The 15,358-nt window shown below is 63.4% G+C and carries 16 protein-coding genes; 8 read left to right on the top strand and 8 right to left on the bottom strand.

Annotated elements, in window-relative coordinates; translation table 11 throughout:
* From ABD742_RS01645 to ABD742_RS01635, 3 genes are read right to left on the bottom strand one after another with little or no spacing between them, the layout of a single operon-like run.
* Positions 1–786, bottom strand: coding sequence for an ABC transporter permease (locus ABD742_RS01645; RefSeq protein WP_234753372.1), 786 nt, complete (start codon positions 784–786; stop codon positions 1–3).
* Entirely contained in the window at positions 783–1,817 is a 1,035-nt protein-coding gene (locus ABD742_RS01640) for an ABC transporter ATP-binding protein (RefSeq protein ID WP_234753370.1), read from the bottom strand. The genes ABD742_RS01645 and ABD742_RS01640 overlap by 4 nt, the downstream gene beginning before the upstream one ends.
* Positions 1,810–2,475 (bottom strand): ABC transporter permease, encoded by a 666-nt coding sequence (locus ABD742_RS01635; protein ID WP_234753368.1) that lies wholly within the window; start codon positions 2,473–2,475, stop codon positions 1,810–1,812. The genes ABD742_RS01640 and ABD742_RS01635 overlap by 8 nt, the downstream gene beginning before the upstream one ends.
* A 140-nt stretch (positions 2,476–2,615) precedes the next feature.
* Here ABD742_RS01635 and ABD742_RS01630 point away from each other — a divergent pair, with 140 nt between their 5' ends.
* The 3 genes from ABD742_RS01630 to ABD742_RS01620 all read left to right on the top strand — a co-directional run bounded on the left by ABD742_RS01630 (position 2,616) and on the right by ABD742_RS01620 (position 5,917).
* Positions 2,616–3,479: an IclR family transcriptional regulator gene (locus ABD742_RS01630; RefSeq protein ID WP_234753366.1), complete on the top strand. Its 864-nt coding sequence runs from the start codon at positions 2,616–2,618 to the stop codon at positions 3,477–3,479.
* Positions 3,480–3,699: 220 nt separating this feature from the next.
* Positions 3,700–5,403 (top strand): alkaline phosphatase family protein, encoded by a 1,704-nt coding sequence (locus ABD742_RS01625; RefSeq protein ID WP_234753363.1) that lies wholly within the window; start codon positions 3,700–3,702, stop codon positions 5,401–5,403.
* A gap of 172 nt (positions 5,404–5,575) precedes the next feature.
* Positions 5,576–5,917: a hypothetical protein gene (locus ABD742_RS01620; RefSeq protein ID WP_234753361.1), complete on the top strand. Its 342-nt coding sequence runs from the start codon at positions 5,576–5,578 to the stop codon at positions 5,915–5,917.
* A 191-nt stretch (positions 5,918–6,108) separates the two neighbouring features.
* On the opposite strand, the gene ABD742_RS01615 is transcribed toward ABD742_RS01620, so the two are convergent.
* Both ABD742_RS01615 and ABD742_RS01610 read right to left on the bottom strand, forming a co-directional pair.
* Positions 6,109–6,408: a ribbon-helix-helix domain-containing protein gene (locus ABD742_RS01615; protein WP_234753358.1), complete on the bottom strand. Its 300-nt coding sequence runs from the start codon at positions 6,406–6,408 to the stop codon at positions 6,109–6,111.
* A 360-nt stretch (positions 6,409–6,768) separates the two neighbouring features.
* Complete coding sequence (locus tag ABD742_RS01610) at positions 6,769–7,437, bottom strand: alpha/beta fold hydrolase (RefSeq protein WP_234753356.1); 669 nt, start codon at positions 7,435–7,437, stop codon at positions 6,769–6,771.
* 190 nt (positions 7,438–7,627) lie between these two features.
* On the opposite strand from ABD742_RS01610, the gene ABD742_RS01605 reads away from it, so the two are divergent.
* Positions 7,628–9,133: a CYTH and CHAD domain-containing protein gene (locus ABD742_RS01605; RefSeq protein ID WP_234753354.1), complete on the top strand. Its 1,506-nt coding sequence runs from the start codon at positions 7,628–7,630 to the stop codon at positions 9,131–9,133.
* A 69-nt stretch (positions 9,134–9,202) separates the two neighbouring features.
* Here the strand turns inward: ABD742_RS01605 and ABD742_RS01600 are convergent, their stop codons facing one another.
* Together ABD742_RS01600 and ABD742_RS01595 are read right to left on the bottom strand one after the other, a co-directional pair.
* Positions 9,203–9,505, bottom strand: coding sequence for a DUF4193 domain-containing protein (locus tag ABD742_RS01600; protein ID WP_059389433.1), 303 nt, complete (start codon positions 9,503–9,505; stop codon positions 9,203–9,205).
* Positions 9,506–9,646: 141 nt separating this feature from the next.
* Positions 9,647–10,132: a MarR family winged helix-turn-helix transcriptional regulator gene (locus ABD742_RS01595; RefSeq protein ID WP_234753351.1), complete on the bottom strand. Its 486-nt coding sequence runs from the start codon at positions 10,130–10,132 to the stop codon at positions 9,647–9,649.
* A gap of 94 nt (positions 10,133–10,226) precedes the next feature.
* Here ABD742_RS01595 and ABD742_RS01590 point away from each other — a divergent pair, with 94 nt between their 5' ends.
* Together ABD742_RS01590 and ABD742_RS01585 are read left to right on the top strand one after the other, a co-directional pair.
* Positions 10,227–10,988 (top strand): hypothetical protein, encoded by a 762-nt coding sequence (locus ABD742_RS01590; RefSeq protein WP_234753349.1) that lies wholly within the window; start codon positions 10,227–10,229, stop codon positions 10,986–10,988.
* The gene (locus ABD742_RS01585) at positions 10,985–11,788 is read left to right on the top strand and encodes an SDR family NAD(P)-dependent oxidoreductase (RefSeq protein ID WP_234753347.1); all 804 of its coding nucleotides are present in this window, start codon (positions 10,985–10,987) and stop codon (positions 11,786–11,788) included. The genes ABD742_RS01590 and ABD742_RS01585 overlap by 4 nt, the downstream gene beginning before the upstream one ends.
* Positions 11,789–11,795: 7 nt before the next feature.
* On the opposite strand, the gene ABD742_RS01580 is transcribed toward ABD742_RS01585, so the two are convergent.
* Positions 11,796–12,407, bottom strand: coding sequence for a DnaJ family domain-containing protein (locus ABD742_RS01580; protein ID WP_234753346.1), 612 nt, complete (start codon positions 12,405–12,407; stop codon positions 11,796–11,798).
* 159 nt (positions 12,408–12,566) lie between these two features.
* On the opposite strand from ABD742_RS01580, the gene ABD742_RS01575 reads away from it, so the two are divergent.
* Positions 12,567–12,818, top strand: a complete 252-nt coding sequence (locus ABD742_RS01575; protein WP_234753344.1) for a DUF2630 family protein — start codon at positions 12,567–12,569, stop codon at positions 12,816–12,818.
* A 604-nt stretch (positions 12,819–13,422) separates the two neighbouring features.
* Positions 13,423–15,351, top strand: coding sequence for a hypothetical protein (locus ABD742_RS01570; RefSeq protein WP_344787007.1), 1,929 nt, complete (start codon positions 13,423–13,425; stop codon positions 15,349–15,351).
* Positions 15,352–15,358 lie beyond the last annotated feature (7 nt).

Below are 15,358 nucleotides of genomic sequence, written 5' to 3'. Positions count from 1 at the left end.
TCAGAGGCCTTTGGGTGTGAGCAGGTCTTCGGCCAGCCCCGCGATCCAGTCGATAGCCAGGGCGATGCAGGAAACCACCACGGCACCGGTGATGAGCACGGGCCAACGTTGGAGTTTGAGGCCGTTGACGATCATGTCGCCCAAGCCACCGGCGTTGATGAAGGTGGCCACCGTGGCCACGCCGACGCAGAACACCAAGGCCGTGCGCAGGCCGGCCACGATCACCGGGATTGCCAGGGGCAGTTCGATCCGGGTGAGGACTTGGAGGGGGTGCATGCCCATTCCCCGGGCTGCTTCAGTGAGGCTCGAGTCCACTTGTTCCAGCCCCACCAGGGTGTTCCGCAAAACGGGCAGAACGGAGTACGCCACCAAGCCGACGAGGGCCACTTCGAAGCCGAGTTTCCAGACAATGGCCAACAGGATCACCAGGCCGATTGCCGGAGTGGACTGGCCGACGTTGGCGATGCCGAACACGACAGCATGGACGGTCCTTGAGTGGATACGGCTCAGCGCGATGCCGGCCGGGATGGCAATGACGGCAACGATCGCCGACGCGACAACCGTCAACCGCAAGTGCTCGAAAGTGCGGTCCTGAAGGTATTGCCAGTTCAGGGTCCGTTGTTCGATTGAGTCCAAGGAAAGCGATCCGAGCCACAAGGACAGTGCGAGCAACGCGAGGACGATGACAACCGGTGTGCCGAAGCGCTTGAAGGAGAAGTACTTCCCGCGCCGGTTGGATGCTGTTCCGAAGGCGGTTGCAAGATCCAAAGTGGCCTGGGCCGTCATGGCCGGGCTCCGCTCAACGTTCCGCCGGCCAACGCGTCCGGGAGGACTTCGGTCCCCAGCACGGCGGAGATCTTCTGGATGTCGATGGAGCCGACGGCCCGGCCTTGCCCGTTGACCACGGCAACCGGAGCCCCGCCGGAGAGGACCAGGGCATCCAGCGCGTCACGGAGCGAGTCGGTGAGGCTGACCTCAATGACACCGCGGACGGCGACGGTGGGGCCGAGCGTGGCTTGGTTCACCGGGATCAGCCCCAGTCGTTTGAGGGCCGCGCCGTGTCCGACGAACTGCGAAACATAGTCGTTGGCGGGATTTGCCAGGATGTTTGCCGGGGTGTCGAATTGCTCAATCTGCGAGCGCTCGGACAGGACGGCGATGCGATCGCCGAGCCGGACCGCTTCGTCGAAGTCGTGGGTGACGAAGACGATCGTCTTGCTCAGCTTTTCCTGCAGGCGGAGGAATTCGCTCTGCAGCTTTTCGCGGGTGATGGGGTCCGTTGCACCAAAGGGCTCGTCCATGAGCATGACGGGCGGATCCGCAGCCAGGGCCCGAGCCACGCCTACCCGCTGTTGCTGGCCGCCGGATAGCTGGCGCGGGTAACGGGAAGCGAACACCTTGGGGTCAAGTTCGACGACGGAGAGCAGCTCTTCGACGCGGGCTTGCGTTTTGTTCTTGTCCCAGCCGAGCAACTTAGGGACCACGGAGATGTTCTCGGCGATGGTCATGTGCGGGAACAGGCCGATTTGCTGGATCACATAGCCGATCCGCCGGCGGAGCTCGTTGGGATTCAGGGAGAGGATGTCTTCGCCGTCGATAGTGATCGATCCAGACGTCGGCTCAATGATTCGGTTGATCATCTTCATGGTGGTGGTCTTGCCGCAACCCGAAGGGCCAACGAACATGATCAACTCGCCGGGAGCAATGTCCATGGAAAAAGAATCGACGGCGGGTCCGGCCTGGCCGGGATAGGTCTTGGTGACGTCTTTGAGGACGATCCGGGCGCCGGCTGCAGGACGCGAGATTGTTTCAGACACGAAGTCCCCTTGAGGTAGTGAGGCGGCGGATGGCGACAAACGCTGCATCCACCAGCAGGGCGAGAACAATGACGCCGACGGTTCCAACGACGGCGAAGTTAAGGGCATTCTTTGAACCAAGGCTGGACAGGCCCTTGAAGATCATTCCGCCCAGGCCCGGTCCTCCCACATAGGCGGCAATAGCGGCGATTCCCATCGAGAGCTGCGCGGAGACCCGCACGCCGGTGAGGACGACAGGCCACGCCATCGGCAGCTGCACCCGGAACAGCGTCTTCACTGTTCCCATTCCCATTCCGAGGGCGGATTCGGAAACTGCGGGCGGGACCTCGCGCAATCCAACAACGGTGTTGCGGATGATGGGCAGCAGCGCATAAAAGGCGAGTCCCACGATGGTGGGGGTCCAGCCGAGGCCCAACACCGGGATGAGCAGCGCCAGGAGGGCCATGGAAGGAATGGTCAGGCCGACGCCTGCGCCGGCAATGGCTACCGAGCGGCTGACCGGCTTGTTCCAGACGAGCACTCCGATGCCGACGCCGACTACCGTGGCGATCAGCAGGGAAACCAAAACAACCACGAGATGCTGGGTGGCGGATTCGGCGATGTCTGCCGATCTCTTTGTGAGGAACAAACCGAAGTCCGAGAAGAACGAGTCGTTCAACGTGATCCTCCTTTTCACTTCGTCGGGTCAAGGATGAGGACTCACAATTGCGTGAGCCATGCCACAACCGTATGAGGCGAGTTCCCTTTTGCGCAATGCGAGTTGTTGATATGTCAACTCGACATTGCTATGGTCGTTTTGTGAGTGACTCAAATGCTTCAGCCGCCACCCGTCCCGCGCGGCGCAATTCATCTGGCCTGCGGCGCGATCTGGAGCTTCTGGAAATCCTGGGATCCCCGGAGTCGGTTGCCGCCTCCGGACTAGGCGTGAGCAAGGTGGCGGAAATCGCGGGCCGGGACAAGGCCCAGGTGTCCCGGACGCTGGCCACCCTTGCAGAGGCCGGCCTGGTCGATAGGGACCCTGATAGCTTGCTGTACAGCCTCGGATACGGGCTCTACGCCCTGGCCGCGCGGACCGCCGAAGCCAGGATGGTGAGCGCTTCGACTCCGTTCCTCAAGCGCGTCTCCGCAGCCACCCACGAAACCACGCACCTCTGCGTGCTGCGTGGCGGCACGGTGCTTACCTTGAAGAGCGAGATGTCCAACCACACATACAGGGCACTTGGCTGGGAAGGCGTCAGCGTGGACGCCTGGGGCACATCCTCGGGGCGCGTGCTGGTCAGCGACTGGGATGCTACAGCCCTTCGCGATTGGTATGACACCAACGCCGCCAAAGCCTCGGAATTGCAGGATCTCTCCCCCCTGGCATTGGAAGCAGGGCAAGGCCAACCCGGACATCGGCCCAACAAGATCCAGAGCTTCGAGGACCTTTGCGCCGAAATCTCCCTGATTCGCCGGCGCGGTTATGCAGTAGTTGATGAAGAGTTCGAACTCGGGGTGGTGGGCGTTTCAGCCCCAGTTTACGACTTCAAGAAGCGGATCGTGGCGGCGTTCAATGTCAGCGCCCCGAAGCAGCGCTTCGGCCGCCATCTGGAGCAGGCCGGGGCTCTGGCGGCGAAAGTGGCAATGGAGTTCTCGGTGTCCTTGGGGGCGCCTGTCGCGTAGGCGGTAGGCCCTGTTCGCAGAAGCCCGCGTACCCCCGGCCGCCCGGGGTACGCGGATTTCCTGTGAGTTTCGGAAGAGTTCGGCTACCCGCAATTGAACCTATCGTGAACGTTTTCGCGGTGAGGCCCAATCGGCGAGACGGATGCCCTCCCCGCAACAAGAATCATCCGGGGACGCATTCTCGATCGATAAGAACGCAATAGCGAAGGGTCTTATTTTGATGAAGACAGCCAAGAAAAACGGACTTGCCACAGCAGCGGTCCTGGGGGCCGTGCTCATGGCCGGATCCGCGGTGGCGCCGGCCATGGCCGACGACGTTTCACGCGGCGGCCAGGACGTCCAGGGCCAGCAGGGATCAGACAACAGCAAGGGCCAGGGCGAAACATCGAAGCACGTGCTGCTGCTTTCGGTGGACGGCCTCCACCAGAAGGACCTGGATTTGTACGTGAAGAACCACCCGACGTCGGCGCTGGCGTCGCTGGTCAACCACGGCACCAGCTACACGCACGCCCAGACTCCAGTGCCTTCGGATTCCTTCCCCGGCATGGTCGGCCAGCTGACCGGCGGCAATCCCGGGACCACCGGCGTCTACTATGACGACACCTTCAACAGGTCACTCCTGCCGGCAGGCACAACGGACTGCAAGAACACTGCGCCCGGCGCCGAAGTGGCCTTCACCGAAGCCGCCGACAAGAACCAGAACGCCCTCGACGCCGGCCAGGGCCTGCCCGGGCTTCCGGCCAGCATCCTGAACATGACGGGACAACCCGGCGCACTCCTTGACCCGGCCGCCCTCCCGGTTGACCCGGCGAGCTGCAAGCCGGTCTACCCCCACCAGTACTTGAAGGTAAACACGGTCTTCGAAGTGGCGAAGAGCGCCGGGCTGACCACGGCGTGGTCGGACAAGCACCCGGCCTACGAAATCCTGAACGGCCCTTCCGGCAAGGGCCTGGATGACCTGTTCACCCCGGAGATCAACAGCAAAGCCGCCGCTCCGTTCACCGGCGACTGGACGCAGGACAACGCCGCAACCCAGCAGTACGACGGCTACAAGGTCCAGGCCGTGCTGAACGAAATCGACGGCAAGGACCACTCAGGCACCAAGGCGGCCGCAGTCCCGGGCATCTTCGGGATGAACTTCCAGGCCGTCTCGACGGCACAGAAGCTCCCGACGTCGGACGGCCTCACCGGCGGTTACCTTCAGGGCGGCACCGTTCCGGGGCCGCTCTTGAGCAAAGCCCTGGACTTCGTCAACGCCTCTGTCGGGAAGTTCGAGTCTGCGCTGGCCGCTTCCGGCCACGCGAAGGACACCACGGTGATCCTTTCTGCCAAGCACGGACAGTCCCCCATGGACTCTTCGACACTGACGAGGGTGCCTGACAGCGCAATCATCGACGGCCTGAACACCGCATGGAAGTCGGCCCACCCCGGCTCCGCAGACCTCGTGGCGTTCTCCACCGACGACGACATCATGCAGCTGTGGCTTTCGGACCACTCGCAGGCAGCTGCGCAGTTCGCCAAGGACTACCTGGCAGCGCACTCCGCAGCAGGTAACGACATCAACGGTGCTGCCAAGACCGTGACAACCTCGGGGTTGAGCAAGGTGTACGCGGGCAGCGAAGTTGCAAACTACTTCGGCACCCAAACCAGCGATGCACGCTACCCGGACATTCTGGGCATCGCCCAGACCGGCGTGGTTTACACCGGCGGCAAGGCCAAGATCGCCGAACACGGTGGAGCCAGCGCGGACGACCGCGATGTGCCGCTCGTGGTCTCCGGCGCCAACGACGAACACGCCCGGACCGTGACCACCGCGGTCGAGACGACGCAGATTGCGCCGACCATCCTGAAGACCCTTGGCCTTGATCCGAACAAGCTGCAGGCCGTGCAGATCGAGGGGACCAAGGCACTCCCCCAGCGCTGATCCAGCGCGCTTCGAACACTGGAGGGGTTCCGCGGCCGGACGGCCGAGGGGCCCCTCCCCTGTCATCATCAGGCCTTAGGATGCACGCAATAGACCTTCCGCTGGCCAAGCCTGCATTGGGCGCCGCGCCACGTCTGCTTACAATCAAACGTCAGCAACTACTGAGGGAACCATGAAGAAAATCACCACAGCCCTGCTCGCGGCCGGGCTCGTCCTCTCCGCTTCAGCTTGCTCCGCACCGCAGCAGCTGAGCACCGCGGACACCTGCAGCCGGGTCAAGACCGTCATCTCGAACCCCACGAACACCACGGACAAAACGGGAACCATCCGGGTAGCCAACCAGCTCCGCCCGATCGAAGCCGTGTCCTCGGATGAGCTGAAGCCCACCCTGAAGACGATTGTGGACTACCTGGACGAGTCCGCGAAGGACAACCCGGATGCCGCGAAGCTCAATGCCCTGAAGAACGACTACCAGAACGCGGGCACCAATTACAGCAAGTACTGCGGCGGCTAAAGGCAGTTTGCATTCCATACCCGGGGACTGGCCATCGGCGCCCGGTCCTCGGGTGGCCCGCATCGGCGGACGGCGGCGGCGGTGTTCCTTGCGGCATCGCCGTTCCGTTCGGCGCGGCACGGAGACGCTGTTCAGGGCAGCCTCCAGTAACGGCTGCAGCTCCGCGGCCCGCGACCCGCAGCCGGCGCTCGTTACAGCGCGGTGTGTTTCCCGAATGGATGGTGGCCCGTGGCCGGCTGTCCGTGGCTGCCCAGCCATTCGGACAGGGCCTCGCGCAGGATCTCGCTGGGCGTAAGACTGAGCGTTTGCGAAGCCGACTCCAGGGCGCGGTCCAGTTCCTCAGGAATCTGGAAATCCAGGGGCGAGGGATGGTTGCTTTCCCGGGCATCGGCAGGCAAACCATCACCGCGCAAAAGCTTGCCGACGGCTGGCTTCATGTCGTTTTCAGTCCACGCTGAAAGGCGCTCGAAATGACTCACATCTCGTGTCATGATTTTCCCTCCCAACAATCAAGCATCCTCCGTTGGCGGGCCGCAGTCACCATCTACGAGTAATTACTCTCTAACTATCGCCGCAATCCCACATCTTGGCGCGCTCACCGCTTCCTCGAAGTGGCGCCGCACCAGTTCCTTGTTGGCTTCACTCATAGGAAGGCCTCCTCCGGATAGGTGGTCAAGCGGAGGTCGACCGGGCCCGTTCGAAGACCCAGGAGTCGCGGAACGGACCCGGCGCTCACGCTGAGGGTGAGACCGCGACGGACATCGATCAGCCAGAGCTGGTGCCGTCAGAGTGATCTTAGGGCTTGGGTCGATTCCGGTCTAGGGAATCGGACGCCCGCGGTCGCAAAAAGTTCATCGGTGCAAGAGGTAGTCAGCAACCCCGGCCGGATTCGACAGCCCAAGGAGATGCCCGCCGGGCAGGACATCCGGCTCAAGCCCTAGGCGATTGCGCGCCACCCTGCGCTGGAACTCAAGCGGGAAGAACCGGTCCCCCTCGCCGCTGAGCACCCTGATGGGCACCGCCGGCCACTCCACGAATTCGCAGCTCGACGCGAAGACTGCGTTCGCTTCGGGCCGTTGGTACGGCTCCCCCTCGGCAGCAACCTCCGGCGGAACGTCATGGAGGAAGTACTCGTTCACATCGAACTCTTCGCTGTAGCCGCCGGCCGCGGCAGCACGCTTGCGTGCGTCCTCCCAGCCCGTGTTGTCCCACCATGCACCGGGGGTCTCACCCGGGTTGGGAATCATTGCGTTCACGAAGACGATCTCTGCGACGCCGGTCCGGGCACCCACCATCGGCGCCGTGAAACCGCCAAGCGATTGCGCAACAAGCACGACGTCGTTCCGGCCACTGGTTGCCGCCTCAACCAAGCGTGCGTACTCGGGCAGGCCCGCATTTTCGTCGTCCCCCGGCAGATCAACGGCGACAGCATCGTGACCTGCCTCCTGCAAGAGGGGGACGACGCGGCTCCAATACCAGGCCGAGCCGCCCGCCCCCGGCACGAGCACGAACACGCTCACGAGGCATCCCCGGTGAAACCATCAACAAACGGACCAAGGCTCGGCGTCGAACTCATGCCCACATTCTTCCCCAGATCCCCGCGCCCGCAAGGGACCTGCTGGAGATGCGTTCGCCCGGTCTTTCCCTGCACGAGGCCTAGTGGGAGGATGCCTATAGGTGCGGGCAGCTACGAGAAGGACGGGAAACGACATGTCGACCCAGGAATCCGTGGAAACAGAACGCAAGTACGACGCTGACTTGGAAACGCCCCTTCCCGCGTTCGGGGACATCATCGGCGTCGAACAAGTCGCAGACCCTGCAGATCATCAACTCGAGGCCGTCTACTTCGACACGGACGGCCTCATCCTTGCCAAGCACCGCATCACCTTGCGGCGCCGCACCGGCGGCACCGATTCAGGCTGGCATCTGAAACTGCCGGCAGACCGGGGCATGCGCGTGGAGATCCAGGCGCCGCTTGGCCAGCCTGAGTCCGTTCCAGAGGAACTGGCAGAGAAGCTCCTCGTGTTCACCCGCGGCGATGAGCTAAGGCCCGTGGCGCGGATCCACACTCGCCGCACTTTGCACCGGCTGCACGGAAGCGAGGACGTCACCCTGGCCGACTTCGTGGATGACCACGTGACAGCCGAGACCTTGCACCCCATGCAGCTGGAGAGGCAATGGCGGGAATGGGAAATCGAGCTGGTCCACGGCGATGAAGCCCTGTTTGAGAGTGCGGAGCGCGTCTTGTCGGGGACCGGCGCAACCCCCTCGGAGCACGCTTCCAAGCTGGCCCGCGCATTCGGAACCGCCTGGCCAGCCGCCGTGCCGGCGCCACCAAAAGCCCGTCCGAAGGGTTCTGCGGGAGACGCAATAGTTGCCTACATAGCCGCGCAGATTGCCGAAATCACCGCCCTGGACTCCGGAGTCCGGCAGGGCGCCGACGACGCCGTTCACGGCATGCGCTCAGCCACCCGCAGGCTCCGCTCGACGTTGTCCGCCTACGGCAAGCTCTTCGACGCCGACGCCGGTGATCAGCTCAAATCCGAACTGAAATGGCTGACCAAGGTCCTGGGCAAGGCCCGGGATGCCGAGGTGCTGCGCGACCGGATCGGGGAACTCCTGAATGAGCAACCCGACGGCCTGGTGCCAGCTCCAGCCGCCTCCAGGATCAATGACGAACTCGAGGCCGCCTTCAACTCCGGGTATCGCGAGATGCTCCGCTCCTTGGGAACGAAACGCTATTTCCGGCTCCTGGACGCGCTTGAGGATTTCCGCGACACGCCCCCCACGATGCCTCGTGCCGGGAAGAAGGCCCGCCCCGTCACGGCCAAGCTGGCCGACAAAGCGATCAAGCGGCTGCGCCGGTCCCAGAAGGCGGCGGCCCAGCACACCGGCGTCGAAAACGACACGGCGTTGCATCAGGTCCGCAAAGACGCCAAACGGCTGCGCCATGCGGCCGAAGCGTTGCAAGACGTTCATGGGAAGCCCGCTGTGCGCTTGGTCCGTGACGCCCGCGAGTTCCAGAAAATCCTAGGAGAGCACCAGGACAGCGTCGTAAGCCGTTCGGTGCTGCTCCGCCTCGCAAACGATGCCGGCGGATCGGTGGAGGACAACTCGCCTTATGGCCCCCTGCTCGCTGCCGAGGAGCGGCGAGCCGCGGACTCAGGGGCCCGCTATGAAAAGCTCGCCAAGAAGAAGCGCCTGAATCCCCTGTGAGGGACGGGACTGTGATGAACGCAACAGTGAGTTAGGGGGCTGGTAGGGGCGGAGCTGGGTCTCAGAGGCTCAGCCTTCGCACTCCACGCAATACGCGTGGCCGTTCTTTTCACGGGCAATCTGGGAGCGGTGACGGACTAGGAAACACGAGTAGCACGTGAACTCGTCTTCCTTCTGGGGAACGACCGCAATGATCAATTCCTCGGCCACGAATTCGCCACCTGGTACCTCGTTGCCTTCAAAAGCATCGGCCTCGTCCAGCTCGCGTACAACGCTGCGCGCGTCCGGAGCATTGGCAGACTGCAGGGCCTGAAGTGACGTGCTTTGGGATTCCGCGACGTCGGAGCGGAGTTCGTCGTAATCGGTTGCCACCTGGTGTTATCTCTTCTCTTGTATATTTGCTGGCGAATGTGCAACATACACCATGCAGCTGCTATTCCCCACATAGTGGCGAAAATCGTGGCCCGATCGTCATGATAGCTCCCGACGGCGGCACGAGGCTCGGGCGCCCGATCAGGCGCTACGTCCGCCGTCGCGTCCGACATCGCGGTGGAGGTCCCTGTCCAGCCCGTGGCCGCTGGCGAGCTGCGCGAGAAGCACGTCAAGCTGGGCAATCTGCTCCGTTGTCAGCGGGGCCAGAAGCTCCGCTTCATGCTGTTCTGCGATCCCGCGCAGTTCCCCCAGCACGCGCTTGCCGGCGTTCGTGAGGTGGAGTTCATAGTTCCGCCGGTCCGTACTGCTGCGCACCCTCTCCACGAGGCCGCGTTCCTCAAGCGAGTCGATGAGTGAAACCACCCGGCTGGGGACGGCACCGAGCCTGTCCGCGAGGGAGCGCTGGCTCAACCCGGGGGCGCGTCCGAGCAAGCGGATGACACCGGCATCGCTCGGCGTGAGGCCGATCTCGCGTGTGCGGTCGGCAAAACGCGACGACGCCACGGCACCAAGCTGCGACAAGAGAAAAGCGGTCCGTTTCGGCCGGCCCGGTGTGGCTAAGTCCATGGATTCAGAATACATGCTTGACAGAACAATTACATAGGTGAACTATTTCAGTAGTGACGCAATTACGTTCAGCCACTACTAGAAAGGTCCAGCCATGAGTAGTCGTTCGATTCCCGATGAAGGCCGTCCAGCCCGGTCAGGCGGCCCACACCCCGGCGTTCTTGCCCTCGTCAGCCTGGGCATCTTCCTCGCCAGCCTCATCACGTCCGCAATCCTGACAGGCGGCCAAACGTTCGTCTCGCCCTTTGCATCGACGGGGCAGGTGGCCGCATTCTTCCAGCAAAACGTCACTGCCATGAGGGTCGGCGGAATGCTCCAATTCGGCTCCGCCGTGCCCTTGGGGATCTACGCGGCCACCGTCTACGCCCGGCAGCTCCGGCTCGGCGTGCGCGTTCCCGGACCGGCCATCAGCTTCTTTGGCGGCGTCAGCGCGGCCATCTTCCTGATGCTGTCGGGTTCGGTGACCTGGCTGCTGAGCCGGCCGGAAATCACCACGGATGTGACGCTCACCCACGCACTCGCGTTCCTCGCGTTCATCACCGGCGGGGTCGGTTTCGTCGTCGGAATCGGCCTCCTCATGGCGGGCATCGCCGTCCCGGCCCTGATCCTGGGCTTCATGCCCCGCTGGCTGGCCTGGACCGGACTGGTCATTGCCGCACTGTCCGAGTTGAGCTTCCTATCGATGGCGATCGAGCCTCTTCAGTTCCTGCTGCCGATCGGGCGCTTCGGCGGCTTGCTCTGGCTGGTTGCTGCAGGCTTCCTGCTCCCACGCACCCGGGCTGCCGCGAACCAAGAGCCCCGGGCTCACGCGCCCGGCGCAAGCCAAACGCACGGCACAAGCCGGACAGCGCCATGACGACGCCGGATCTCACCCGGCCGCTGTCCGGCAAGGTCGCGCTTGTCACCGGAGCGAGCCGCGGAATCGGTGCAGCGATCGCAACTGCGCTGGCTGGCGCCGGTGCCGACGTCGTCCTCGCCTCTCGTGACAGTGCCGGCCTGTCCGGGCAGGTCACCTCCATTACTTCGGGCGGCGGGAATGCCGTGGCCATGGCCGTGGATGTGGGCGATGAGGACTCGGTGAAAGCCCTGATGGCCCGGATCCGGGACCGCTTCGGCCGTCTCGACGCCGCGGTCAACAACGCCGCAGGCGGCGGGCGGATCCCGGCACCCCTGGCCGAGTGGTCGAGCGCGGAGTTCGACAGCGCAATCTCGGTCAACCTGCGCGGAGTGTTCCTCTGCCTGAAATACGAAATAGAGCTCATGCTGGCAAGCGGGAACGGCGGGGCGATCGTCAATATGTCCTCCACGGCCGGCGAACAAGGCGTCGCCGGCATGAGCGGCTACGTGGCGAGCAAATTCGGCGTCGGCGGCCTGACCCGGGTGGCCGCGCTCGACTACGCCTCACAAGGGATCCGGGTCAACGCGATCGCTCCCGGCCCGATCCTCACCGAGCGACTCGCCGCGGCGGGCCAAGCCGCCCAAGACCGTGTGGCCGCGGCCGTGCCGCTGGGTCGGATCGGCTCCACATCCGAAGTTGCTGCCGCCGCCCTCTGGCTTTGCTCGGACCAGTCCTCGTTCGTTACCGGAACCGTTCTCGCCGTCGACGGCGGCCGGCTGGCTGGAACGCCTGCGTTCAACACCAAGCCGAGCCGCTGAGTCCGGCCTACCCGGAACCGTTCCAGATGCGACGCCACCACGGCCGCTTGCCCGCAAGTTCCTGATTCACCGCTTCCTGGGCCGCAGTTGCCTTAGCAGCCGCAGCCCGGCGCTCGCGCCAGCGTTCCAGCTCGACGCCGACGTCGCGGGTTTTCGTGATCACGGGCGGGCCGCCCTGGAGCTGGCGCCGCGCGTCAACGACCCGGGCGTTGAAGTCCTCCACCAGATCGCGCACCTGCTTTTCCGAGTACAGCGCATCGAGCTTCGCATCCAGTTCGGCATCCTCGGTGCGGAGCAGAATGGCCTTCGGGCCAAGGCCGCTGAGATGCTCGCGCTGGATGAGGCCTTTGACCCACCAATCCGGATCGTAGCGCTCCCCCAGCCCGGGGATCGGCTTGCCTGCATACTTCAGGTTGTCGAACTTACCTTGCGCCATGGCGTCGCGGATCAGGTATTCCACCCGCGCAGCGTCGTCCACCTTCTTGCGCTTCCGCCGCTCTTGTTCCTCGACGGCTTCAAGTTCGGCCTCTTCCTCGGCCGTCATGTCGGTCGCGCGGACGTTCCTCAGCTCCGTGGCTCGCTCCAGCCGGTGCTTGAATGCATTGTTTTCGCTGTTCACGGTCAATCACCGCCTTCGCCTGCGGAAATCCTGGATCTGCGTCCAAGTATTCCGCAAACGGGAGACTGCCGGGATGGTTCCCGCGAACACGGCCCCTGTTCACGCCCAGCTCACCTCACTAACCTGACTGGTAACGGCTAGTTCAGGAAGAGGGTCACCATGGACGAACAGGGCATTCTGCACCGCATCCAATCGCTGGTGGAGGAGGAGCGGGAACTCCGGGAGAAAGCAGAAGCGGCCCCGCCGGGTCCTGCACATGCACCTGACCGCGCAAGACTGGAGCGCATCGAACAGGACCTGGATCAATGCTGGGACCTGCTGCGGCAACGGCGGGCCAAGAGGCAGTACGGGGAGAACCCGAACGAGGCCAAACCACGGCCACCAAAACAGGTGGAGGGCTACACCGGCTGAAGCCGCAGCGAACACAGGACGACGACGGCGGGACGCTCCCGCCGTCGTCGTCTTGCGTTCGTCGCGGGGACGGTGACGGTGACGGTGACGGTGGCACCATGCTTATTTTCCTCTGGGCCACTCAATTCTCCCCTTCGGACCACTCAATTTCCCTCTTCGGGCCACTCAATTCGGGGACATCAACCTCCTAATGGCCTATTCCGCCTGTAGCCTGCTCACACGCCGGTTATCTCTCTTTCGGTTTGAGACCTGTCCGGTCGCTGGTGCTCGGCTGCTCAATGGACGCCGAGCAGATGTGGAAAGACATCTCTTATTCGAATTGAGGGGATTTCAATGAACATGAAGAAAGCATTGGCCGGACTCGCGCTCACCGGAGCGCTGTCCTCCGTCGCCGGAACCGCTGTCGCGGCCACGTACTACTACCGGGTCTGTTAGCACCTCAACCGCGCCAATCCAGTTGAGTTCCACCCAGTGGGCTTCGCTCCAAGCCCACTGGGCGGACTCAATCCCGCTCTCCGAGGACCCATCTCAAATGCTGAAAATCTTGGTGCGAGTCACTTCCTTTGGAATCGCTATATTCCTGTCAGTGCTGGCCGGCATATACATGCAGACCGCTGAAGAAGCGTTCCCTCGCGGTGCCGAGTTCAGGGCAAGTTTCGATTTCTCCCAGGTCCAGTCGCCGAAGGCCCAGGTCAAATCGGAGCTTGACGCGCTCGTGGACGATTCGGGACTCCACTTGGCCAAGATCGTGGCCGATCCCGAAGACTTCTTCAACGCGCGTTCACTCTACGTGTTCGGTAAGCACGCGCCAGGCAGGGCGCAGAAGCTCGAGTGGTTCAAACCCGGCATGCACGGCGAGCTACGCTCCGCGCACGAACTCGGCACAGCCAACCTCAACGGCGCCTACGTCTATTCAGGGCCGGCGTCCGCAAAGACGCAGCTGACGCAGTGGCTCGAAACGCATGGCGTAAAGAGCACAGTCTCCGCCAAGAGCAACGTCGAGGTCTTAGGGCATGCTCTCTTTACTACCGGAGCATGGTTGACGTTCCTGACCTGCCTCGTGCTGCTCATTGCGCTCGTGATCTCGTGGTACGTCCTGAGAGCGCGGGCCCGCTCGCTCAAACTCCTGTGCGGAGCCACGACCGGCAATGTGGTTGGCGAGGACCTCCTTTCACTGGTGCGGGCCGTGGCTCTCCCCGCAATCGGCGGCCTTCTCGTGGCCCTCGTGGTGGTTGCGGCCCAGGGCAAGGCGTCCTACCTGCCGCTGTTCGCCCTCACGAGCGCGTCCTTCCTCGCGTCGGCTTTGGGTGTGATGCTGCTCTGCGCCCTGATTGCCAGCGCAATGACGTGGCCTTCTGTCTCCGGAATCGCCTCCCGCCAGCCCCCGGAGAAGCACTTCCAGTGGATTAGCGAGGTACTCAAGGGCGCAACACTCGTCCTCGTCACAGTCACGCTGCCGATCGTCGGGGCATCGATCGCCGAAGCGACGAATCTTTCAAACAAAAACGCCCAGTGGGAGGTCCTGAAGAACAATGTCTCGGTCCGGATCAGCACTGGCTCAGAGACTGAATTCGAACGACGGCTAGCGGAAATGCGCGATTTGGCCGTCGCAGCATCCCGCGCCGGCAAGTTGACATTCTCCTATTCCTTCAAACCCGCGAATATCATTTCGCTGAACGAAGGAGCGTCCACCGACCTTGGCGGATATGACGGCACAGTCCTGGTGAACCCTAGCTACCTGAGGGCGATTTCAACCCTCATTGATTCAACGCCCTCAGCCGGGAATCCGTTAGGCACTCGGGCAGAACGGATTTCCCCGGTTCAGCTGCCCGCCGCCCTCAAAGATCATCTGGAGGGTCAGTACCCGCTCTGGACCAGAGTGGGCACTCTTGACCGATTCGCGGACACGTTCAAGACTTACCGCTACACCGGCCAGAAAGACTTTCCCGGGTTGCCACCCAAACTGGGAGAAATGGCGCACTTCCAGAACCCGCTCATCGTTCTCGTCGATGATCCGGCGGAGACCTTCGACGACGACACGATCGGCAGCTTCCTCACTAGCGGAAACCTCACATTCAGCGATGCCCGCTGGGTACGGGATTACCTCGCTGGCCACCCGTTGGGGAACGTCGTCCTTTCGGTGGATCGTATCTCCGACGCTGGCTTGTACAACAGCCAGCTTCAGAACCAGTCTGCGGGCATGAAAACTCTCTCCTTTACGCTGGTCCTACTGGCCCTGACCATGAGCACCGCCGTCTCGGCGCTCGTATACACCGTTGCCAAGGGCCGTCGTCACTTCGTACAGCGCACAGCCGGGTGGCCCTGGGCCAAGTCGCTCGCGCGACGGCTCGCCTGGGAAGGGACGCTGGCTGTCGTCGTCGCCATCGCGATGTTCCTGGCTCTTGGAGCGGGAAGCGGAGGTGATGCCTGGTGGGCCCTGGCGGCAGTCCCGCTCTACGCACTCATAAGCGGCCTCCTTCACATCACGTCTGCCAACGTAGTCTTCGCACAACTACTCGCCCGGCGAGCGTAGGTCAACC

Source organism: Arthrobacter ramosus, from assembly GCF_039535095.1.
Classification (GTDB): Bacteria; Actinomycetota; Actinomycetes; order Actinomycetales; family Micrococcaceae; genus Arthrobacter; species Arthrobacter ramosus.
The sequence above is the reverse complement of the archived record's forward strand: the minus strand, read 5'-3'. Positions and strand labels throughout refer to the sequence as shown.